This window comes from Mesobacillus subterraneus (assembly GCF_023715485.1).
GTDB lineage: Bacteria > Bacillota > Bacilli > Bacillales > Cytobacillaceae > Mesobacillus > Mesobacillus subterraneus_B.
In genome coordinates this window covers 51,718-74,886 of the sequence record NZ_JAMBOF010000015.1, presented here as the reverse complement: position 1 = coordinate 74,886, position 23,169 = coordinate 51,718, and the positions used below count along the sequence as shown (strand labels likewise).

Annotated in this window: 20 protein-coding genes; 19 read left to right on the top strand and 1 reads right to left on the bottom strand. The window is 43.1% G+C overall.

What is annotated here, in order from left to right; all coding sequences use genetic code 11:
- Positions 1–9: 9 nt before the first annotated feature.
- The 15 genes from M3204_RS18690 to M3204_RS18620 all read left to right on the top strand — a co-directional run bounded on the left by M3204_RS18690 (position 10) and on the right by M3204_RS18620 (position 16,265).
- A complete protein-coding gene (locus tag M3204_RS18690; RefSeq protein WP_251485875.1) occupies positions 10–267 on the top strand; it encodes a DUF3243 domain-containing protein in 258 nt (85 codons plus the stop codon).
- 307 nt (positions 268–574) lie between these two features.
- Positions 575–1,366: a DUF3388 domain-containing protein gene (locus tag M3204_RS18685; protein ID WP_251485976.1), complete on the top strand. Its 792-nt coding sequence runs from the start codon at positions 575–577 to the stop codon at positions 1,364–1,366.
- 20 nt (positions 1,367–1,386) lie between these two features.
- Positions 1,387–2,268 (top strand): helix-turn-helix domain-containing protein, encoded by an 882-nt coding sequence (locus M3204_RS18680; RefSeq protein ID WP_251485872.1) that lies wholly within the window; start codon positions 1,387–1,389, stop codon positions 2,266–2,268.
- Positions 2,269–2,654: 386 nt separating this feature from the next.
- On the top strand, positions 2,655–3,233 hold the full coding sequence (gene pgsA / locus M3204_RS18675) for a CDP-diacylglycerol--glycerol-3-phosphate 3-phosphatidyltransferase (RefSeq protein WP_251485869.1): 579 nt from the start codon (positions 2,655–2,657) through the stop codon (positions 3,231–3,233).
- Positions 3,234–3,257: 24 nt separating this feature from the next.
- The gene (locus tag M3204_RS18670) at positions 3,258–4,508 is read left to right on the top strand and encodes a competence/damage-inducible protein A (RefSeq protein ID WP_251485866.1); all 1,251 of its coding nucleotides are present in this window, start codon (positions 3,258–3,260) and stop codon (positions 4,506–4,508) included.
- A gap of 263 nt (positions 4,509–4,771) precedes the next feature.
- Positions 4,772–5,812 (top strand): recombinase RecA, encoded by a 1,041-nt coding sequence (gene recA / locus M3204_RS18665; protein ID WP_353056054.1) that lies wholly within the window; start codon positions 4,772–4,774, stop codon positions 5,810–5,812.
- 296 nt (positions 5,813–6,108) lie between these two features.
- Entirely contained in the window at positions 6,109–7,671 is a 1,563-nt protein-coding gene (gene rny, locus M3204_RS18660) for a ribonuclease Y (RefSeq protein WP_251485959.1), read from the top strand.
- Positions 7,672–7,928: 257 nt separating this feature from the next.
- Complete coding sequence (locus M3204_RS18655) at positions 7,929–8,726, top strand: TIGR00282 family metallophosphoesterase (protein WP_251485862.1); 798 nt, start codon at positions 7,929–7,931, stop codon at positions 8,724–8,726.
- 164 nt (positions 8,727–8,890) lie between these two features.
- The gene (gene spoVS / locus M3204_RS18650) at positions 8,891–9,151 is read left to right on the top strand and encodes a stage V sporulation protein SpoVS (protein ID WP_010193268.1); all 261 of its coding nucleotides are present in this window, start codon (positions 8,891–8,893) and stop codon (positions 9,149–9,151) included.
- Between the two features lie 133 nt (positions 9,152–9,284).
- The gene (locus M3204_RS18645) at positions 9,285–10,208 is read left to right on the top strand and encodes a dipeptidase (protein WP_251485859.1); all 924 of its coding nucleotides are present in this window, start codon (positions 9,285–9,287) and stop codon (positions 10,206–10,208) included.
- A gap of 303 nt (positions 10,209–10,511) precedes the next feature.
- Entirely contained in the window at positions 10,512–12,245 is a 1,734-nt protein-coding gene (locus M3204_RS18640) for a 2-oxoacid:acceptor oxidoreductase subunit alpha (RefSeq protein WP_251485856.1), read from the top strand.
- 1 nt (position 12,246) lies between these two features.
- Positions 12,247–13,113 carry a 2-oxoacid:ferredoxin oxidoreductase subunit beta gene (locus tag M3204_RS18635; RefSeq protein ID WP_251485843.1) on the top strand — a complete coding sequence of 289 codons (867 nt, stop codon included), beginning with the start codon at positions 12,247–12,249 and terminating at the stop codon, positions 13,111–13,113.
- A gap of 333 nt (positions 13,114–13,446) precedes the next feature.
- The gene (gene miaB / locus M3204_RS18630; protein ID WP_251485840.1) at positions 13,447–14,991 is read left to right on the top strand and encodes a tRNA (N6-isopentenyl adenosine(37)-C2)-methylthiotransferase MiaB; all 1,545 of its coding nucleotides are present in this window, start codon (positions 13,447–13,449) and stop codon (positions 14,989–14,991) included.
- A 1-nt stretch (position 14,992) separates the two neighbouring features.
- The gene (locus tag M3204_RS18625; RefSeq protein ID WP_251485829.1) at positions 14,993–15,430 is read left to right on the top strand and encodes a RicAFT regulatory complex protein RicA family protein; all 438 of its coding nucleotides are present in this window, start codon (positions 14,993–14,995) and stop codon (positions 15,428–15,430) included.
- Between the two features lie 292 nt (positions 15,431–15,722).
- Entirely contained in the window at positions 15,723–16,265 is a 543-nt protein-coding gene (locus M3204_RS18620; RefSeq protein ID WP_251485825.1) for an outer spore coat protein CotE, read from the top strand.
- 127 nt (positions 16,266–16,392) lie between these two features.
- Here M3204_RS18620 and M3204_RS18615 read toward each other — a convergent pair whose 3' ends face one another.
- On the bottom strand, positions 16,393–17,304 hold the full coding sequence (locus M3204_RS18615) for a 4Fe-4S binding protein (protein WP_251485823.1): 912 nt from the start codon (positions 17,302–17,304) through the stop codon (positions 16,393–16,395).
- 325 nt (positions 17,305–17,629) lie between these two features.
- On the opposite strand from M3204_RS18615, the gene M3204_RS18610 reads away from it, so the two are divergent.
- From M3204_RS18610 to nrfD, 4 genes are all read left to right on the top strand, one after another.
- On the top strand, positions 17,630–18,250 hold the full coding sequence (locus M3204_RS18610; protein ID WP_251485820.1) for a molecular chaperone TorD family protein: 621 nt from the start codon (positions 17,630–17,632) through the stop codon (positions 18,248–18,250).
- A 285-nt stretch (positions 18,251–18,535) separates the two neighbouring features.
- Positions 18,536–20,731, top strand: coding sequence for a molybdopterin-containing oxidoreductase family protein (locus M3204_RS18605; protein ID WP_251485818.1), 2,196 nt, complete (start codon positions 18,536–18,538; stop codon positions 20,729–20,731).
- Positions 20,731–21,267 (top strand): 4Fe-4S dicluster domain-containing protein, encoded by a 537-nt coding sequence (locus M3204_RS18600; protein ID WP_251485816.1) that lies wholly within the window; start codon positions 20,731–20,733, stop codon positions 21,265–21,267. The genes M3204_RS18605 and M3204_RS18600 overlap by 1 nt, the downstream gene beginning before the upstream one ends.
- A gap of 5 nt (positions 21,268–21,272) precedes the next feature.
- The gene (gene nrfD, locus M3204_RS18595; protein ID WP_251485814.1) at positions 21,273–22,169 is read left to right on the top strand and encodes an NrfD/PsrC family molybdoenzyme membrane anchor subunit; all 897 of its coding nucleotides are present in this window, start codon (positions 21,273–21,275) and stop codon (positions 22,167–22,169) included.
- Positions 22,170–23,169: the final 1,000 nt, after the last annotated feature.

The window sequence follows — 23,169 nt, the reverse complement described above, 5'->3', positions numbered from 1 at the left end:
GTTGTCAATATGTCCGTATTGGATAATTGGAATCAATGGAAGGATTTCTTGGGAGACCGCCTTCACCAGGCGCAGGAGCAAGGAATGAACAAAGAAGTAATGGGGGACCTTGCATACCAAATCGGGGACTATCTTGCAAAGAACGTTGACCCTAAAAATGAGCAGGAAAGAGTTCTCACCGATCTTTGGTCAGTTGCTAGCCCAGACGAACAGCATGCGATTGCGACAATGATGGTTAAGCTCGTACAAAACAACGGTACTAATTAAAGATCAGATTTAGAGGGGATATTGAGATCCTCTCTTTTTTTGTTGTCGTATTTCCAGATTTGCCAAGGAACACTTCAGATGCTGCAGGAATTTCCTTCTTGAAAGTGCTCCAATAAGGCTTATCGGAACCACTATGAGTCGATTGCGATTTCCTTGGTGGTTCTGCTTAAATCTATTTGAAGCCTATAACTACAATTCTGGCTTGTTTTTCCTTTCATCTTCTACAAAAATCATATATTATAGAAGCTAGATATTTCTTGTCAAAATGTGTCGCTTACAATTGGCCGAAAAGCAGAGGAGGACAATGATGGAGAAAAAAGAATGGTACTTGGAATATGAGATTGTTATTAACCGTCCAGGACTGCTTGGCGATATTTCTTCTTTGCTTGGGATGCTGTCGATTAACATTGTCACTATTAATGGAGTCGATGAAGGTAGACGAGGTCTGTTGATCCTTGCTAAAGATGATGACCAAATAGAGCGATTAGAGTCAATTTTAAATACAATGGATACAATAAGGGTAATCAAGATCCGCGAGCCTAAACTTCGCGACCGTATGGCGGTCAGGCATGGAAGGTATATCCAGCGTGATGCGGATGATAAAAAAACATTCCGATTCGTAAGGGATGAGCTTGGACTACTTGTCGATTTTATGGCAGAATTGTTTAAGCAGGAGGGTCACAAGCTGATTGGGATCCGAGGAATGCCTCGGGTCGGCAAGACGGAGTCAGTTGTTGCTTCAGCTGTTTGTGCCAATAAAAGATGGCTTTTTGTTTCCTCTACATTATTAAAACAGACGATCCGCAACCAGCTGATCGAGGACGAGTATAACGCGGAAAACTTATTCATCATCGATGGGATTGTTTCTACGAGGAGGGCGAATGAAAAGCACTGGCAGTTAGTCAGGGAAATCATGCGTCTGCCTGCGGTGAAAGTAGTGGAACACCCCGACATTTTCGTCCAAAATACGGAATATACAATGGATGATTTTGATTATATTATTGAGCTGCGCAATGATCCGGGTGAAGAAATCGTTTATGATATGGTTCAGAAAAATCATATGTTTACTGATTCTGATTTTGGCGGATTTGATTTTTAACAGTATTGGAAGGTGTTATCGTGACTGAGTTAGGAAATATTTTAAAAGAAGCGCGTGAAGCAAAAGGCCTCAGCCTGGACGAACTGCAGTCCATCACGAAAATACAAAAGCGCTACCTTCTTGGTATTGAGGAAGGCAATTATTCAATGATGCCAGGGAAGTTTTATGTCCGCGCCTTTATTAAACAGTATGCTGAAGCGGTAGGACTTGATCCTGACCAGCTGTTTGAGCAGTATAAGAATGAAATCCCTACTACATACAACGAAGAACTGCCTGAGCAGCTTTCCCGTGTCCAGACAAGGAAAAGCATCTCACCAGATACTTCTAAAATCCTTGATGTGCTTCCGAAAATATTGTTTGGGATCTTTATTTTAGGAGCCGTCGCTTTAATCTGGTATTTGATTGTCGAGAATGCCGGCGATGACGCCAAGGAACCAGCCACTGCAGATAAAGGGCAGCCAAGGGTTGAAGAATCTGATAAGATTGCTGATGATGGCAGCAATGATGAAGAAAGCAATGAAGATGATACAACAGAAGAAGAGCCCGCAGAAAAGGAAGCAGAGCCAGAAACTCCAGCACAGGAGCTTACAGTGGCTTCCAATAGTGGCAGCAATACTGTGTATGAACTGAAGAATACTGATAAGCTTGTTATTAAAATCGTATCTCTTGGCCAGACATGGGTCGGTGTTTCAAACGGGGCAGGAAAGTCTATTTTCCAGGAAACACTTGTTAAAGGCAAGAATGAAAGCCGTACTGAAGATTTATCTAATGAAAGCCAGGCAGTCATTAATGTGGGACGAGCTCCAGAAACAGAAATTTATGTAAATGACCAGAAATTGGAGTATGCAGTTTCTCCTGAACAAGATATGACCCAGTTAATAACAATCAAATTTATCAAGTAAAAGCTGATTTGCGCATAGGTTATTGATTGTGTAGGCAGCTGATTTCAATAACAACAAAGAGTAAACAACAAGCTTAAGTAAAAATATAAGTAAAAATGCTTTAATTGCCCGTATGGACTTTCGTTTATACGGGCTAAAATTGTAATGGACTTCTTTTATAATGGCTCTGCTCGTAAACTTGTTGGTTTTACTAGTTTTAGTGCATTCCCTGTTCAGAAACCTCCTCGTAAAGAGTTCGAAGGTTAAGAGGAATGGGGGATATATACTTGGTTTGAAAAACAACAATCAATGCGATAAAATCGCCTTTATAATCATTTTACATACTGCATAACGTGGCTGGAGAAAAAGTTCCGGCTTCGCAATTTTTCATCTTGGAGGAAAAGAATATGAACTTGCCTAATAAAATTACGATTTCACGGATTTTCTTGATTCCGTTATTCCTGATCGTGATGATCGTTCCATTTAAATGGGGTGAAATTTCGCTGCTCGGTACAACTATGCCGGTAACACATTTAGTTGGGGCGCTGATTTATATATTTGCATCGGTAACTGACTGGGTGGATGGCTATTTAGCGAGAAAGCACAACCTTGTTACAAATCTAGGAAAGTTTTTGGATCCGCTTGCTGACAAGCTTCTGGTATCCTCTGCGCTTATCGTTTTGGTAGAGCTTGATTTTGCGCCTGCATGGATTGTAATTGTCATTATCAGCAGGGAGTTCGCAGTTACAGGCCTTCGTCTGCTCCTCGCTGGAGGCGGAGAAGTAGTTGCAGCTAAAATGCCTGGGAAGATCAAGATGTGGGCACAAACAGTAGCTATTTCAGCATTATTGCTGCACAACATCATTTTTGAAGCATTCTCGATTCCATTTGCGGATATTGCATTATGGGTGGCGATGTTCTTTACAATTTGGTCTGGTTGGGATTACTTCGCTAAAAACAAACAAGTTTTCAGTAATTCTAAATAGAAGAACCATACAGGGGGAGAACAGATGAATGCAGAAATAATTGCAGTTGGATCAGAATTGCTGCTCGGACAGATCGTCAACACAAATGCGAGATTCCTATCCAGACAGCTTGCAGATTTAGGCATAAATGTTTTCTATCATACAGTTGTGGGCGATAATCCGGTCAGGCTGAAGGAAGCGATAAAAGTTTCCCAGGAACGTGCAGAGTTCATCCTCTTCACTGGCGGCCTCGGGCCTACGAAAGATGACCTGACAAAAGACACGATAGCGGCACAGCTTGGGAAGCAGCTTGTGTTAGATGAAGAAGCCATGCGCTCTATTGAGCTTTACTTTGAAAAGACGAATAGAGTGATGACGGAAAACAACCGGAAGCAGGCTCTTGTTATTGAGGGATCGGTTATTTTGAAGAACGATAACGGGATGGCTCCGGGGATGTTCCTATCGACTGAGGAGCATAAATATATGCTTCTTCCTGGTCCTCCGTCGGAAATGGAACCAATGTTCATCAAATATGGACAGGAAGCTATTGCTGGCATGTTTGGCAAACAGGCGAAAATTGAGTCAAGAGTCCTCCGGTTCTTTGGAATTGGAGAGGCAGCACTTGAAGCCAAGATAGAAGATTTAATCGACCAGCAGACCAATCCTACAATTGCCCCTCTGGCAAGTGATAGTGAAGTGACCTTAAGGCTGACAGCCAGGGATGACTCAACCAACTCTGCACAGTCAATGATTGACGGTGTCGAAGCGGAAATCATGGCCAGGGTTGGTGAATTTTTCTACGGGTATGATGAAACATCCCTCGTAGCAGAGCTTTCAAAGCTCCTGAAAGAGAAAGGTATGACCATAGCGGCAGCTGAAAGTTTAACAGGGGGCATGTTCCAGCAAGAGCTGACTTCCTTACCAGGTGCAAGCAGCCTTTTTAAGGGAGGTTTTGTTTGCTACTCAAATGAGGCTAAAATTGAGTTGGTAAATGTGAATCACGAGACAATCGATAAATACGGTGCGGTCAGCAGTGAGTGTGCCGAAGAATTGGCAGTAAATGCAGCCTCTCTTGTTGATGCTGACATCGGCATCAGTTTTACCGGAGTTGCCGGTCCTGATGAACTTGAAGGCAAACCATCCGGAACGGTTTATATCGGGATTTACCTTAAAGGCCATCCGGTCCATTCAGAAAAGCTTAACCTGGGCGGCACTCGCGCCGCAATCAGGAGGCGTGCTGTAAAGTATGGCTGCCACTTAATTATTAATAGATTGTCAGGAACACGGAAGCGGTAAGCATCCGTGTTTTTTTGTAGATAAAAAGTCAGAATCCTTGTTAAAATAGTGTTTTGGAGGGTATAGCCCATATGAAAAACAATAAAAAGGTGAGTGGAAAATCAAATTTGATTAAATTAGCTGTTCGAAAAAAAACGAATAAATGTTCGATGTTTTGATGGACAAACAGCTAAGAAAAAGGTATAGTAATAGTAGGTTTTAAATATGAGATTTGCGGGCAGGCAGTAAGCCAGTTCGTTTTTATATAAAAGGAGGAAAATGGAGTGAGTGATCGTCAAGCTGCATTAGATATGGCTTTAAAACAAATTGAAAAGCAATTTGGTAAAGGCTCAGTTATGAAATTGGGAGAGAAGACAGACACTAAAATTTCTACTTCCCCAAGTGGATCCCTTGCATTGGATGTTGCTCTAGGAATAGGCGGATATCCTCGCGGACGTGTGATTGAAATTTACGGACCTGAAAGTTCAGGTAAAACCACTGTAGCGCTTCATGCGATTGCAGAAGTACAGGCTAACGGCGGGCAAGCTGCATTTATTGACGCAGAACACGCACTTGATCCTGTATACGCGCAAAAGCTCGGTGTAAATATCGATGAACTGCTTCTTTCACAGCCTGATACAGGCGAACAGGCTTTGGAAATCGCTGAAGCCCTAGTGCGAAGCGGAGCTATTGACATTATCGTTATTGACTCTGTTGCTGCCCTGGTACCAAAGGCTGAAATTGAAGGTGAGATGGGTGATTCCCACGTCGGCCTTCAGGCTCGTTTGATGTCCCAGGCTTTGCGTAAGCTATCTGGTGCAATCAACAAGTCCAAGACACTTGCTATCTTCATTAACCAGATTCGTGAAAAAGTCGGTGTAATGTTCGGTAATCCTGAAACAACACCTGGCGGCCGCGCATTGAAGTTCTATTCAAGTGTACGTCTTGAAGTCCGTCGTGCGGAAACATTGAAGCAGGGTAATGACATGGTAGGTAACAAAACAAAGATTAAAGTTGTAAAGAACAAGGTTGCTCCTCCGTTCCGTGTAGCTGAAGTTGATATCATGTATGGTGAAGGTATTTCCAAAGAGGGCGAAATCATCGATATGGGTTCTGACTTGGATATTGTACAAAAGAGCGGTTCTTGGTATTCATATAATGAAGAGCGTCTTGGACAGGGCAGGGAGAATGCGAAGATTTTCCTTAAAGAAAATCCGTCTATCCGTCTTGAAATCCATAAAAAGATTCGTGACCACTATGGTCTTGATGGTGAGTTCACGGTAACCGAAAGCGACGAAGACCAGGAAGAACTCCAACTGGATTAATAGATTTTAGCTAGATATAGCTGCAAGGTCTCCTGAAAGCCGGGAGACCTTGTTTGCTTTATTTTCATGCAAAAATTAGAATTAATAGAATAATTATAAAAAGGATTCGTATCCATACAGGACAAACCCTTGACAATAAAAATTGGCAGCTTTACAATTAAAAATGTATATTTTACATTTTCATGGTATTAAAAACGTTTAAAAGCATTAGAGCTGTATGTTGATGCTTGAAACAATGTACATGCCGACACTTTAAAAAACGTAACACAAGTTCATAGCAAGAGGAGGTGAAAATGATGGATCCTATTATTTCAATCATCTCCATTTTGCTTGGCCTATTCGTCGGTGCAGTTGTTGGCTATTTTTATCGTAAATCCGTTGCGGAAGCAAAAATTGCAGGTGCCAGAAACGCCGCAGATCAAATTGTTGAAGATGCGAAGCGTGAGGCAGAGGCTTTGAAGAAAGAAGCCCTGCTGGAGGCTAAGGATGAAAATCACAAACTGCGTACTGAAGCAGAGCGTGAAATTCGTGAACGAAGAAATGAACTGCAAAAACAAGAAAATCGTTTATTGCAAAAAGAGGAGAATCTTGATCGTAAAGATGAATCGTTGAACAAACGTGAAAATCTTTTAGAGAAGAAAGATGATGCTCTTTCCAAAAGACAACAGCATATTGAAGAGATGGAAAGCAAAGTGGACGAGATGGTACGAAATCAGCAGGCTGAACTAGAACGCATCTCGGGCTTAACGCGTGATGAGGCTAAATCCATCATTTTGGAGCGTACTGAGCAAGAACTTGCTCACGACATTGCACTAATGATTAAGGAAAACGAAAACAGGGCGAAAGAGGAATCCGATAAGAAAGCAAAGGAAGTCCTTTCACTTGCCATCCAAAGATGCGCAGCTGACCATGTTGCTGAAACAACGGTGTCAGTCGTAAACCTTCCGAATGATGAAATGAAGGGACGCATCATCGGTCGTGAGGGACGGAACATCCGTACCCTGGAAACGTTAACGGGAATTGACCTCATTATTGATGATACTCCGGAAGCAGTAATTCTTTCCGGTTTTGATCCAATCAGACGTGAAACAGCCCGTTTGGCTCTTGACAAGCTTGTCCAGGATGGACGTATTCATCCGGCTCGAATTGAGGAAATGGTTGAAAAGGCACGCCGTGAAGTGGATGAACACATTCGCGAGGTTGGGGAACAAACAACCTTCGAAGTGGGAGTACATGGGCTGCACCCAGACCTTATCAAAATTCTTGGCCGCTTGAAGTATCGAACTAGCTACGGACAGAATGTTCTCAAGCATTCAATGGAAGTAGCTCAGTTGTCCGGATTGCTTGCAGCAGAGCTAGGTGAAGATGAAACATTAGCTCGCCGTGCAGGACTCCTGCATGATATCGGAAAGGCGATTGACCATGAAGTAGAAGGAAGCCACGTTGAAATCGGCGTAGAGCTTGCTACTAAATACAAGGAGCATCCTGTTGTGATCAATAGTATTGCTTCCCACCATGGCGATACTGAGCCGACTTCGGTTATTGCAGTACTCGTTGCTGCTGCTGATGCATTGTCAGCTGCAAGGCCTGGTGCCCGCAGCGAAGCGCTTGAAAATTACATCCGACGCCTAGAAAGATTGGAAGAGATTTCTGAATCCTACGAAGGAGTCGAGAAGTCGTTTGCAATTCAAGCAGGAAGAGAAATCAGGATTATGGTTAGGCCTGACCAAATCGATGACTTACAGGCACACCGCCTGGCTAGAGATATCCGCAAGAAAATCGAAGAAGAACTCGATTATCCAGGACATATCAAAGTTACTGTCATTCGTGAAACTCGGGCAGTTGAATACGCAAAATAAAGCGGTGCTTATGCACCGCTTTTTATTTTTTGTCTGTATGAAAGTAAGGTGGTTCCTGAATTAGTGAAAATCAGAAATTATAAGATCTTCACCATTATAGGCGGTTGATTCTAAAAAAATGTTGATTGTTGCGTAGAGAGCCAATTTTGATTCAAGTTCGAGGGACTGGCTGAATATCTAAGGGTTTTTATCTACAATGTATAGTATGATACAATTTTAGATAAACAAATTAATTATAAGACAGGAAAGTGAATGTAATGAGAATTTTATTCGTTGGGGACGTTGTAGGATCTCCTGGCCGGGATATGGTGACAGAATACCTGCCTAAATTAAAGGAAAAATACCGTCCGACTGTGACAATCATAAACGGTGAAAATGCGGCAAGCGGAAAAGGGATTACAGAAAAAATCTATCGTCAGTTTCTTGAGCAGGGAGCTCAGGCTGTGACACTTGGCAACCATGCCTGGGATAACCGTGAAATCTTTGAGTTTATCGATAAAGCTAAATATCTAGTAAGACCAGCTAACTTTCCTGAAGAGGTACCGGGCAAGGGGATTGTCTATTTAAAGATCAACCAGGAAGAGCTGGCAATCATCAATATGCAGGGGCGTACTTTCTTGACTCCGCTAGACTGTCCATTTAAAAAGGCGGATGAATTGATTGCAGAAGCAAGTAAAAGAACTCCTTTGATCTTTGTCGATTTCCATGCAGAGGCAACAAGTGAGAAACAGGCTATGGGCTGGTACCTGGACGGGAAAGTATCTGCAGTTATCGGTACCCATACGCATGTCCAAACAGCGGACCAGAGAATTTTGCCGGGCGGTACGGCATATTTGACTGATGTAGGGATGACAGGGCCTTATGACGGCATACTAGGTGTCGAGAAGGAGGCAGTTCTTAGAAGGTTTCTAACAAGCCTGCCGACTAGGTTTGAGGTTGCCAAGGACGGCCGCTCGCAACTGTCCGCCGTATTGATTGATCTGGACAAGAAAACGGGCAAGGCATTGAAAATCCAAACCATTCTTGTTAATGATGACCACCCTTTATATACTTAGGCTTAAAAGAGCATTACAATAGACCATTTTTTCCAGCCTTTACGTGTTTTTTCAAGTGCCGGTCATATGTAGGCTTCCTCCTGAATATAGTAGCAGTGGAACAAACTAACCTGGATGTCCACTTTTGGCGTCCAGGATCGGGACAATATAAGGAGGAGCCAGGAATGGAAATATTAAAAGTTTCAGCAAAATCTAATCCTAATTCTGTAGCTGGTGCGCTTGCTGGGGTACTGCGTGAAAGAGGCGGCGCAGAAATCCAGGCTATTGGAGCGGGTGCGTTAAATCAGGCGGTAAAGGCAGTAGCGATCGCAAGAGGGTTCGTAGCACCGAGCGGCGTCGATCTCATTTGCATCCCGGCATTTACTGATATCCTGATTGATGGCGAAGAGCGGACTGCAATCAAATTGATCGTAGAACCCAGATGAAAGTGGCGGCATCACGCCTATAGATAGATTATAGTTATTAAAGAATCTTTAAGGGTCTCTTTCAGCCTGTTTGCTACCTGCAAGCAGGTTTCCTTTATTTTGAGTATTATCGATACAAAGAGGAGGTATTTTTGTGAAGATATTTGATGCTCATTGTGATGTACTTTATAAACTTTTTATCGACCCGAGCCTGGATTTCGTCAAATCTTCGGCATTACAGGTTAATTTGGAAAGTCTGACTGCGTCAGGCACCAAGGTCCAGTTGTTTGCAATCTATGTTCCGGAGGCGGTTCATCCTGATATGAAATTCATGGCTGCTTTGCGCATGGCGGATTTATTTTATGAGAGGGTTCTTTCACCAAATTCCCAGATGAAAATGATAAAGAACAAAGAAGATATAACCTTGCTGGAGGAAAACGAGATAGGTGCAGTACTGACGCTGGAGGGATGTGACGCGATCGGACAGGACCTGTTAAAATTACGCACTCTCCTCAGGCTCGGTGTCCGTGCTGTGGGATTGACCTGGAACTTTGGCAATTATGTCGCTGACGGGGCGCTTGAAGATCGAGGAGCTGGACTCTCTAGATTTGGCAGGCAGGTTGTTGATGTATTGAATGAAACCAATACTGCCTGTGATGTCTCACATTTGTCTGAACGGGGGTTTTGGGATGTAGTCGAAAGTGGCTGCCATTTGTTTGCATCCCATTCAAATAGTCATTCTCTATGCCCTCATCCGCGTAACCTGAGAGATGACCAAATCAGGGCGTTAATAAAACAAGATTCGGTAATGGGGATTACGTTCGTCCCGGAATTCCTGTCAGGCAAGAAGGAAGCGAGCATTGAGGACGTACTCCGCCATCTTGAACATGTATGTTCAATAGGCGGGGAGAACCATGTAGGTTTTGGGTCTGACTTCGATGGGATTGAGTTTACAGTAAGCAAGCTGGCTGGAAACGAACAATACGAAAATTTGTGGAATTCACTTCAAAAATATTATTCTAATATACAAGTCGAGAAGTTTTTGTTTCATAATATGGCTGGCAGACTGCCTGGATAGAGATGCTGAAGTCTTAAGCAGAAAGGATTTGCTAAATAGAAGTCAGGCGGTCAAAGGCAATCAACTTATAATATTTTAATAAATAAAAAAATATTCATATTTTCGTCAATAATTAACTGGAAAGGGTTGCTTTTTTTTTCACATAGGTCTAGAATTGTAAGCGTTTAGTACCATCCATTTACTAGAATATACAATGATTTGAGAGTTAAACCTCTTATTTCTAGTGAATTACTTGGAAAAGTGCTACACTTAATAACGAATTGTTTTTACATATTTTTTTACGTATCTAAAGGGGTGTAAGAGATGATCAATCAACTTTCATGGAAAGTTGGCGGACAGCAGGGAGAAGGAATTGAATCTACCGGGGAAATTTTCTCTATTGCATTGAACCGTCTAGGCTACTACTTGTATGGCTACCGTCACTTTTCATCACGTATCAAGGGCGGGCATACAAACAATAAAATCAGAGTAAGCACTACACAGGTTCGGTCTATTTCTGACGATTTAGATATTCTTGTAGCTTTCGACCAGGAAACAATCGATGTAAACTACAAAGAATTGCATGAGAATGGCGTAATCATTGCTGATGCTAAGTTTGACCCTAAGAAGCCAGAAGATACTCAAGCTGCAATGTATGCGGTTCCATTCACGGACATGGCTACTGAATTGGGAACATCTCTTATGAAAAACATGGTTGCTATTGGTGCAACTAGTGCAATCTTAGATTTGGACATCCAGGTCTTCGAGGAAGTCGTCCAGGAAATCTTCGGACGCAAAGGACAACAAGTTGTTGATAAAAATATGGAAGCCATCAAAGCTGGCTACGAATATACGAAAGAACAATTAGGCGGTGCCGAGACCATGCAGCTTGAAAAAGCAGATGGTCAAAAGCGCTTATTCATGATCGGTAATGATGCGATCGCACTTGGAGCATTAGCTGCGGGCTGCCGTTTCATGGCTGCATATCCAATCACGCCGGCTTCTGAAATCATGGAATATTTGATTAAGAAATTGCCTGCTCTAGGCGGGGCTGTCATCCAGACGGAAGATGAAATCGCTGCTGTAACGATGACCATCGGTGCCAACTATGGCGGCGTACGTGCTCTTACAGCATCTGCAGGACCTGGTCTTTCATTGAAAATGGAAGCAATCGGTCTTTCCGGTATCACTGAAACACCGCTGGTTATCGTTGATACACAGCGTGGTGGCCCATCAACAGGCCTTCCTACTAAACAGGAACAATCTGACCTGATGGCGATGATTTACGGAACACATGGTGAAATCCCTAAGATCGTCATGGCACCAAGTACGGTTCAGGAAGCATTCTACGATGCTGCTGAAGCGTTCAACCTTGCTGAAGAATATCAGTGTCCGGTAATCTTGCTTACTGACCTTCAATTATCATTAGGCAAACAGACCGTTGAGCCGCTTAATTTTGAAAAAGTTGAAATCCGCCGCGGCAAGTTAGTGACGGAAGAACTGCCTGAAATCGAAAACAAAGGATACTTCAAGCGTTTTGAAGTAACTGAAGACGGCGTTTCACCGCGTGTCATACCTGGCATGAAGAACGGAATCCACCACGTAACGGGTGTTGAGCATGACGAAACAGGAAAACCTTCAGAATCTGCAGCGAACCGCATAGCCCAGATGGATAAGCGTTTCCGCAAGATCAGCAATCTGAAGTTCGATACGCCAATCCATAAAAATGCTCCGCATGAGGAAGCTGATCTGCTGATCGTAGGTTTCAACTCTACAAGAGGTGCAATTGAAGAGGCAATGGGAAGACTTGAGAAGGATGGTATGAAAGTAAACCATGCGCATGTGCGCCTGATTCATCCGTTCCCGGCTGAAGAAATGATGCAGCTTGTAAACTCTGCAAAGAAAGTTGCAGTGATTGAAAACAATGCGACAGGACAGCTGGCAAACATCATGAAGATGAATGTGGGAAGTCATGAGAAGATCCATAAGATCCTCAAGTATGACGGAAATCCATTCTTGCCGCAGGAAGTCCACACAAAATGCAAGGAGTTGTTCTAGGATGGCGACTTTTAAAGAGTTTCGCAATAATGTAAAACCAAACTGGTGCCCAGGCTGCGGCGACTTCTCTGTACAGGCGGCAATGCAGCGTGCTGCTGCGAATGTAGGTCTAGAGCCTGAGGACTTGGCTGTAATCTCTGGTATCGGCTGTTCAGGCCGTATCTCTGGATATATCAATTCTTACGGATTCCATGGAATCCACGGCCGTGCGCTTCCGATCGCGCAGGGTGTGAAAATGGCTAACCGTGATTTGACAGTTATCGCTTCTGGCGGTGACGGAGACGGTTTCGCAATTGGTATGGGACATACTGTCCATGCAATCCGCCGTAACATCAATATTACTTATATTGTCATGGACAACCAGATCTACGGTTTGACAAAGGGACAAACTTCCCCTCGTTCAGCTGCTGGATTCAAGACAAAATCAACTCCAATGGGATCAATTGAACAAGCGATTTCTCCTATGGAATTGGCATTGACTGCTGGCGCTACATTCGTGGCACAAAGTTTCTCAACTGACCTCAAAGACTTGACTGCTCTTATCGAAGCAGGTATCAAGCATGAAGGTTTCTCATTGATCAACGTATTCAGCCCTTGCGTAACTTACAATAAGGTCAACACATACGATTGGTTCAAAGAGAACCTTACAAAGCTTAGCGATGTTGAAGGATACGATCCGTCTAACCGTGAAGCTGCCATGCAGACTTTGATGCAGCACAACGGACTAGTGACTGGTTTAATCTATCAAAACACAGAGCGCAAATCATATCAGGAGCTAGTAAGCGGTTATTCAGAAACTCCGCTTGCACAAGCAGACCTGAAGCTTGACCAGGCTCATTTTGATAAGCTAGTAGCAGAATTCAAGTAATCACAAACCCAGCGGCGCTGCTGACTGGCGCTGGATATAAAAGAACCCCAATCGATTACGATTGGGGTTTTTCTGATAAGTTTATCAGAGGATCTCTATTAAAAGTGACAAGAATCACAACTTCTTTCATTTTATTTAGATAAAATGTTATATTAGACAGGCTTTTTTTCTAGTAAAGCGGTAATTCCAGTGCATCCTATTGTTTTCATTGATTGAAGAGTTTATACTATTATAATGTGTATATTTAATATTTTTCAGGGTTAAAAATGTCACCCTGTTATAAAGAGATATCAATCTGGATGATTACGCTTTTCTAACGAAAGGGGATCTACAATGAACGAGAATCAACGCTTGGACAGTCAACAAGTGCAGACTGCGAATTCTTCGGACAAAAAATCCGGCAAGGATTACAGCAAGTACTTTGAAACTGTTTATACAGCTCCTTCTTTGAAGGATGCGAAGAAACGCGGCAAGGAAGAAGTTTCTTATCATAAGGACTTCGCGATTCCTGAGCAATTCATGGGAATGGGCCAGGGGCGAAAATTCTATATCCGAACATATGGCTGCCAGATGAATGAGCACGACACGGAAGTGATGGCAGGTATTTTCCTCGGTCTTGGCTATGAAGCTACTGACAGCGTGGAAGATGCGAATGTCATCCTGCTGAATACTTGTGCGATCAGGGAAAACGCGGAAAATAAGGTATTCGGTGAGCTTGGACATCTTAAGCATCTGAAAAAAGAAAAGCCGGATCTGCTATTGGGTGTATGTGGCTGCATGTCCCAGGAAGAATCTGTCGTTAACAAGATTTTAAAAACATATAACCAGGTTGATATGATTTTCGGAACACACAATATCCACCGCCTGCCAAATATCCTTCAAGAAGCATACATGTCGAAGGAAATGGTCATCGAAGTTTGGTCGAAGGAAGGGGACGTAATCGAAAACCTCCCTAAGGTACGCCGTGGCAATATCAAGGCGTGGGTTAATATTATGTACGGCTGTGACAAGTTCTGTACTTACTGCATCGTTCCATATACACGAGGCAAGGAGCGAAGCCGCCGTCCTGAGGATATCATCCAGGAAGTACGCCAGCTTGCTGCCCAGGGCTATCAGGAAATTACCCTGTTGGGCCAGAACGTAAACGCGTACGGCAAAGATTTCACCGATATCAAGTATGGCCTTGGCGACTTGATGGATGAAATCCGCAAAATTGACATCCCAAGGATCCGTTTCACAACGAGTCATCCGCGCGACTTTGACGATCATTTGATCGAAGTACTGGCTAAAGGCGGTAACTTGATGGACCATATCCACCTTCCAGTTCAATCTGGCTCTACAGATGTATTGAAGATCATGGCACGCAAGTATACGCGTGAACAATATCTTGAGCTAGTCCGCAAAATCAAGGCTGCTATTCCTAATGCCACATTGACAACAGATATCATTGTCGGATATCCGAACGAAACAGAGGAGCAATTCGAAGAAACAATGTCCCTTGTTCGTGAAGTTGGCTATGAAGCAGCATATACCTTCATTTATTCTCCAAGGGAAGGTACCCCGGCAGCTAAGATGCAGGATAATGTCCCAATGGAAGTGAAAAAAGAGCGCCTTCAGCGCCTTAATGCTCTAGTGAACGAGCAATCAGCCCAGTCCATGCACAAATATATGGACCAGGTTGTTGAGGTCCTTGTTGAAGGGGAAAGCAAAAACAATCCCGATGTCCTTGCGGGTTACACTAGCAAGTTGAAGCTTGTCAATTTTGTCGGACCAAAAACAGCAATTGGCAAGATTGTGAAAGTTAAAATTACAAACGCAAAAACATGGTCATTAAACGGCGAAATGATCGAAGAATTCGAACCAGTTGAGGTGAAGTAAGTTGGCTAAATATAATAAAGATGACATTATCCAGCGTGCAAGAGAAATTGCTTTAATGATTGCAGATACGGAAGAAGTTGACTTTTTCAAGCGTGCAGAAGCGCAAATCCACGACAATGAAAGAGTTAAAACCATAATTTCCTCTATTAAAGGGCTGCAGAAGCAGGCAGTAAACTTCCAGCATTATGGGAAGACAGAAGCGCTGAAAAAAACCGAAGATAAAATTGCTTCATTAGAACAACAGCTTGATGAAATTCCTGTTGTCCAGGAATTCAAGCAATCTCAAATCGAAGTGAATGACTTACTTCAGCTGATCGCTACAACCATTTCTAACACGGTAACGGATGAAGTTGTTGCGTCAACTGGCGGAGATGTGCTTCGCGGAGAAACCGGTGCAGCCATTAAGAATGGTGACAGCTGCCATACCCACAATCATTAATATGACTTAGCTCTGTTAAGTGTTTATGTTGATTTTAGATATCAGTTTATTAAAGAGAAAATCAATATTAAAGCTTGACAGACCCATTAATTTCTTAAACATGGCACCTGCTTAAAAGCGGGTGCCATGTTTTTTTATTGGCCGCAACTTTCATCAATTGGGAACATTCAACGCGAATGGGCATACAATGAACTATGCCTAAGTTTTTACTAGCTGTTCTAAAATTAATCGCACACTAGTCTAATATCACGCATAGGATGAATTGAAAAAGATTGAGGAGGTTTCGCTCGCAATGGGAGAATACAGAGAGATTATTACGAAAGCCGTCGTAGCGAAAGGACGAAAGTTCACACAGTCCAATCATACGATCAACCCAGCGCATCATCCGAGCAGCATTCTAGGCGCTTGGGTCATAAACCATAAGTATAAAGCAAAAAAGGTCGGTAAAACGGTTGAAGTAAGCGGGTCTTATGACAACAATATCTGGTACTCCTTTGATGATAATACAAGAACAGAAGTAGTGACAGAGAAAGTAACATACTGTGATGTCATCAAGCTAAAGTACCGCGACCCAGATTGCATGGATGACCACGATGTACTTGTGGAGGTGCTTCAGCAGCCTAACTGCATTGAAGCAGTCATTTCACCTAATGGCAACAAGATCATCGTTCATGTAGAGAGGGAGTTCCTGGTCGAAGTCATCGGAGAAACAAAGGTTTGCGTTGTCACACATCCAGGCGGCTGCGACTGTGAAGACGATGAGTGGGGCCATGGTGTCGACGACGATGAATTCGAAGACCTGAACCCTGAATTCCTTTTAGGAGAAGAAGAATAACATCGAACTAGGAAGCTCGTACTTCCTAGTTTTTTTTCATAAATTAAGCGCTGGTCTTCCGGTAGTTTGCATCGAGGCAGCTAAGGGAACCAGCGCTTTTTTTTGATTCAAAATGGAAAGCGGCAATTCACAGGAAAAAGTTTGGCTTTTCCACGGTGGAGCAGATATGGCAAGTATCTTTAGCAGTCCAGGAATGGAAACTGCTGCCGCAAATGCTGCAGATGCTTTGATGCCAATACTTCATTGGAGCAGGCTGCTGGTGGATGTCTTTACTGATTTGAACAGCGCTGCTTTGACAGATGTCCATGCAAAGGTTACAGCCAGAGCAATTTTCCTCATGAATAGTCAGCACACGGTCATTCGGCTCGAAAACTTTGGACGGGCAAATGTTGAAACAACCTCCGCAAAGGGTACAGCTCTCCTCATGGATCCTGACCACAAAAAAAGCCCAGCCATCAAAAAGGTTTGAAATCTTGAAATTATCTTCATTAAAACGCCATTTCACTGGCGTGACTGATGATAGAAGATTTTTTTTGCTGTCAATTCTCAGTTTGTTAAATAAATCTCGCCTCGTCAATTTTGGCTGATCCTCTATTTCAAGGATAAGTTCGTCTGCTACCCGCAAAGGCTCAAGCTCCATTGCTTTTAAACTTTCATTAGCCGTTTGGACCAGCTTTACAAGGACATCATCTTTGGAAGATTTATGAATGGAACGGATTCCTTTTTTATGGTAGTAAAAAAGTTCTGGAATTGTTGGAAGAATTGATTCCTCTTGGAGCAGAATATACTTTTGGATTACCTTCCTTGACGGGGATTGTCCTTTGATTGCCTGGACAGGACAAGTAGTGATACAAGTTCCGCAAGACGTGCAAAGCTCCTTATCAATGAATATTTTTCCACCATCAATAAATACAGCATGTTCTGGACACTCATCCAGGCAAACTGTACAGCTGCTGGCAGGACTTATTTTCTTTAGACAGGCTGCTGATATCTCAAGATCATAACTTAAGCTTTCCAGCCAATTCGTAACTAGCGACATAAAAGGTCACCTCAAAGTGTGAATTCGTTCACTTCTATTTTACGATTAAAAATTCTAAAAAGATTTGAGTTAACGGGATCTTCATATATATGTTGGGGAATGTTCACATAAAGCCTATTAGAGAAATTACTTGTACAGCTATAAATCAATAATAGTAAGAGATTCTTATATTAGCAGCATCCTGACAGTGGGGTGATGATAAAGTTTCTTAGGTGAAATCCTTCACATACTTTGGAGTGATTCTCCACAGAATGTATATTGTTTCACAAACTTTATTGCCATATAGTGAAAATGTACATGAGAGGATGTAAAGGTGGTGTAACAAGTGAATGAGCTTCTGGATAAAAAATCTGTCTCCGCTGAGATCCTAATGGTCTTCGCTGAACTGTATAAGCCTCCGACCCTAGAATTCTGGAAGGAGATTAAGGAAAATAAGCTGTTTGAAAAACTAGAACGAACAACAGAGAATCTTTACGGAATTGCTCCAGTGTCTTTGGAGAATTACTTGCCAGAAAGTCTGGAGTGTTTTTGTTCAATGTATATGTCGACAATAGCAATCTCTGAAAAGGGAACCACACTGCCGATCGAATCGCTTTACAAACCATGGACACAGGATGAAACGTGCACTTTGCCTTTTGCGCATAGCAAAGGTTATTTACAAGGTGACTCAGCAATGCATATCCAGTTCATTTTAGGTGAATTTCAAATAGAAATCCCGCTTGAATACAAGGGCATGCCGGATCATATTTCCATTCTGCTTGAATTGCTCGCGTACTTTATCGAGCATGCTCCCAATGAATACACGGCGGAATTTATTAAAGACCACTTCGATTGGCTCGCTGAATACGAAACAAAGCTTAAGGAAGTACCGAATCAAACGTTTTATTCCCGGGTCACCAGGTTCCTTATCGAAGTAATTGAGGCCCAGCGTAGCGAATACTTGTAACTTGTAACTTTCCAAATATGGAAGGTGGTGATGCTTTTAGTGTTAAAACCAACGGCGCAAGTACATTGTTTAAACACTCATTTCGTAATTTTTGTTGCTTTTAGCCTCAAAAGTATCTTCCGGAATCATAAGGTTTGTCATCCTTTCTGGATTCAGGGATTCGGCCAGGGCTCGGGCCAAGTGAAAGACAAGTAGTTTACTTTTATCCGAAAAGCAATAACCAATGCAAACAATGCATTTGAAAATGCCATGGAATGTTCTTAAGAAAAAGGAGGGCTAATGAAAATGCTTGATACAAAAATATCACGGCGCGGATTTATTAAAGCTACTGCCGCCACAGCTGCATTGACATCAGCTGGGACAGTAGGATTTAATGAGTGGTCCAATGAATATGTAAAAGCTGGAGCTAACGCGGAGATCAAGGAAATCCCCAGTACATGCAATGCGTGCTCTAGCAAGTGCGGAATGATTGGCCATGTGAAAAATGGACGGTTATGGAAGCTGACAGGTCATCCTGACCATCCATTCTCAAAAGGCAAGCTTTGCGCAAGAGGGCATGGATACGCGACAGTTGTCTATTCCAAAGACAGGCTTACCCAGCCGCTCAAACGGGTTGGTGAAGGAAAATTCGAACCCATTTCATGGGAGCAGGCATATAAGGAAATAGCTGAGAAATTGAATAAAATCATCAAGGAGTATGGACCTCAAGCTGTATCTCTAACAGAAGATCCACGTGCTTCAGGGAAATTTTATTCTCCACGCTTCATTAATGCTCTTGGCTCTGCCAACTATTATACACACCATGTTGTTTGTTCAAACTCACGTGACGCTGGATTCCTCCATACTGTAGGGGTCACTGCTACGAGTGCAGATATCAGCAACGCAAAATACATCATGTTCATCGGCAGAAGCTATGGTGATGGTATCCGACCAAGCTCTGTGCAATCTCTTGCGGCAGCAAAGGATAATGGAGCCAAGATTGTGATTGTCGACCCGAGATTGAACAACACCGGCAACCTTGCGACTGAATGGCTGGCAATTCGGCCGGGAACTGACCTTGCATTGGTACTGGCGATGTCCCATGTACTGATCAAAGAAAACCTTCATGACATTGAATTCATCAAGAATTATACAGTCGGATTTGAAGAATATGCGAAGGAACTTAGTAAATATCCTCCTGATTGGGCAGAAGGGATAACAGGTATTTCTGCTGATGTAATCACTAGAATCGCTGTTGATATGGGAAAAGCTAAGCCGAAAGCGCTTATTGAACAATCATGGAGAGGGGCTTTTGGATGCAACTATGAAAACAGCACGGAAACAGGTCGTGCGGTAGCGATGTTCAATGCGCTGCTAGGAAACTATCAACAGAAAGGCGGCAGTATTTTTGGCGAAAAACCACACCTCGGAAAATTGGATAAAGCTAAACATCCAAGTCCGAGTGAGCCTGAAGTACCACAGGCAGGATCGCAGGAATTCCCGCTAGCCTATCCAGAAAGCGGTGTTGCTACCATCGTAGCAAAAGAAGCGCTTGAAGGAAAAATGAAGGCCGCTATCTATTACCATTCAAATGCAGCACTGGGATACGGTAACCCGAAGGTAATGAAGGAAGCATTATCCAAAATGGACTTAGTCATCGCAATTGATGTCCAGATGTCTGAAACGGCTCAGCTTGCACATTATGTCCTTCCGGAAGTGACATATATTGAACGTGACGAAGTCATCGAAAGCTTGCCTGGGAAGATACCGGGTATCGCACTTCGCCAACAGATGGTTGAAAAAGTGCATCCAAAAACGAAACCAATCCACGAGATCTATACAGAGCTTGCACAAGCATGCGGCGCAGGACAGTATTTCAACTTTACACTTGACCAATTGAATGAAGCGATGCTTGCCCCGACTGGCATCACTTATAAGCAACTGAGGGAAAAAGGAACAATCATGTTCTCGGAAGAGGAAATCGTATTAGGAGAACTGCCAAAATTAAAAACTCCTTCTGGCAAAATAGAATTCTATAGTGAGACATATAAAGCTGCAGGATTTAATCCAATTGTCGAGTGGATTGAGCCGAAGGTGAGCCCGAAAAATGATTCCTTCCGCTTAATCACCGGAAAGCAGGCCATCCACAGCCACACTCAGACAGCGAATATCCCTATCCTGATGCAAATCACGAAGGATTACGATTTAGAAAGAATCTGGATGAATCCAGTCAGGGCCAAGGCATTAGGAATTAAAGATGGAGACATGGTTGAAGTAAAATCTAGTGAGGCCACAAGCAAAATCCGGGTCAAAGTAACAGAACGCATCCATCCTGAAGCAATCTTTGTGCCAAGCCACTATGGCATAACGTCCAAGGATTTAAAAACAGGATATGGTATCGGTTTCGGCTATATGGAACATGTTCCATTCGATTTTGAAAAATGGAGCGGGGCAGGAAATATTCATGAGGTAATCGTTAAGGTTAGGAAGGTGAAAGGCTGATGGCACGCTATGGAATGGTAATAGACACTAGAAAATGCGTCGGCTGTTATGCATGCCGGGTAAGCTGCCAAATGCAGAATGAGCTTCCGGTTGAAGAGTCTTATATCAAATTTTATGAAAAAGAAACAGGTGTCTTCCCGAACGTGAAGAATGAAATTATCCCTGTCCAATGTCAGCATTGCGAGGATGCTCCATGCGAAAGTGTCTGTCCGACAAAAGCGACATATACGACAAAAGATGGCATTGTGCTGGTTGACCCTGATAAGTGCATTGGCTGCAAATATTGCATGGTCGCCTGCCACTATGGTGCGAGAACGCAGGATCACCTAACCGGGGTGGTTGAAAAATGCCGCTTCTGTGCCGAGCTTGTCGCTGAAGGCAAGCAGCCTGCATGCGTCAGTACCTGCATAAGCAGTGCAAGGATCTTTGGTGATCTAGATGATCCGAACAGCGAAGTCTCCAAGGCGATCGTTAAATTAAATGCCCAGCCTTTAAGGCCAGACCTAGGCAAAGCAAAAATCTATTACGTGAGGTGAGTATAATGGTTTGGGGAACAATTATCGCGGCCTATTTATTCCTGGCGGGACTCAGTGCCGGAGCATTTTTAACTTCTTCGTATGCAGCCAGGAAATATCCTGAAGCCGTTACGGTCAGGATTGCAGGAAGGCTGATCAGCCCAGTCCTTATGGGAATTGGCTTGTTACTTTTGATTGTTGATGCTGAAGCGGGCCTGAAGGATCCTTTACGTTTTATCTACCTCTTCACGAATTTTAATTCGGTAATGACAATCGGTACTTATTTCATAAGTTTGTTCATGGTAGCAGCAGCATACATTGCCTTAATGGAATTGCTGAAAAAAGAGATCATGAAAATCGCAGAATATGTTGGAATTGTCTTTGCGGTTGCTACAGCCATTTACACTGGATTCCTGATCGGCGTTATCGGGGCGGTTCCATTATGGAATACAGCAATCCTGCCAATCCTGTTTGTCGTCTCTGCATTTTCAACAGGGATTGCCGGTACAATGCTTGTATCAGCGATATTTGATAAAAAAGTCGTCCACCATGTCATGTCATTAAAAAAGATACACTTAACATTGCTCATTACAGAGGTATTCTTGATTTTCACAATGTTCCTGATTACATCATCGACGAATGAATCTGCGGCAAAATCCGTTTCTATGCTTTTAACGGGTGAGTACAGCACATTATTTTGGTTGGGCTTGGTTGCTGTAGGCTTAGTAGTCCCGATCCTAATTGAAGCACTCGAACTCTTCAATTCGAAAAAGCTTCATCAAAGCCAGGCTGGACTGGAAGTAGCAGCTGCCGGTACACAAGGCATCGCCGCTACAATTATTACCGAAAGTGCCGTTCTGGCTGGTGGATTCATCCTCCGTTATCTTCTGTTAGCGGCAGCAGTACCAATAATATTTTTATAATGAATCATAGGCCTGAACTCACAATGAGTTCAGGCCTGTTTGTCGACAAAAGGGGTTCGAAATAGTCTCATTCCGAACCCGTTTTTGAATTTTACCGGATTTTGCTTGGGAAAATAGACTCTCTATGCCATACTTTTTAGGCTATTACTGGACTTCTCCCTGTCCAGTTGGCCGTCGTCTTCAGGTTCAATGCAAGCATCGCCTGCATCGACAATTTTTCAAGTCACCTCAGGGTTGTACAACGCATACAATTGGATTTTCCTCAAAAATAGACTTTGGTATAGTCCACTCTAATTTTTAGAGGACCTGTTGATTGGAGTGGAAGGCGCGCAGACTCCTCCGAAAATGCTAACGCATTTCCCTCGTGCGTGGGCAGGTTCGATGAAGCTTAATCAATGTCCTGCGGGATCAGCTGGACAGATGAGACCCCGCAGACGCCAACGGCGGCGAGGAGGCTCAGCGCCAGCCCCGCGGAAAGCTCAGCGCCTGGAACGGAAATCAACAGCCCATTCCCCCCCACTAACCAAAAAAAAGACTATAAACAAGCCCGATTTTCATCGAGTTTGTCTACAGTATAGCCTGAACTCACAATGAGTTCAGGCTTTTATGTTTTGAACCATCGTTCTTTTCCTTCCTTTTAGAAGATATGTCTCTGCTAAGTGAAGCCCCTTCATAAATGTCTCAGAGATTATCGAATTTAAGATGGAAGGTACAAGCAAATATTTCCATCTTGAAAAAGGGAATGTATGACAACACCAAGAACTATATAATAAAGCACGAAAAGAAGAGAGCGATGGCAGGATGGAACAAACATCAATTTAGTTAAAGCTCAATGTTGTTATTTAACCCTGTTGATTGTAGTGGAAGGCGCGAAGACTCCTCCGAAAATGCTAACGCATTTCCATCGTGCGTGGGCAGGTTCGAGGAAGCCCAATCAATGTCCTGCGGGATCAGATGGACAGGTGAGACCCCGCAGGAGCGAATAGCGACGAGGAGGCTC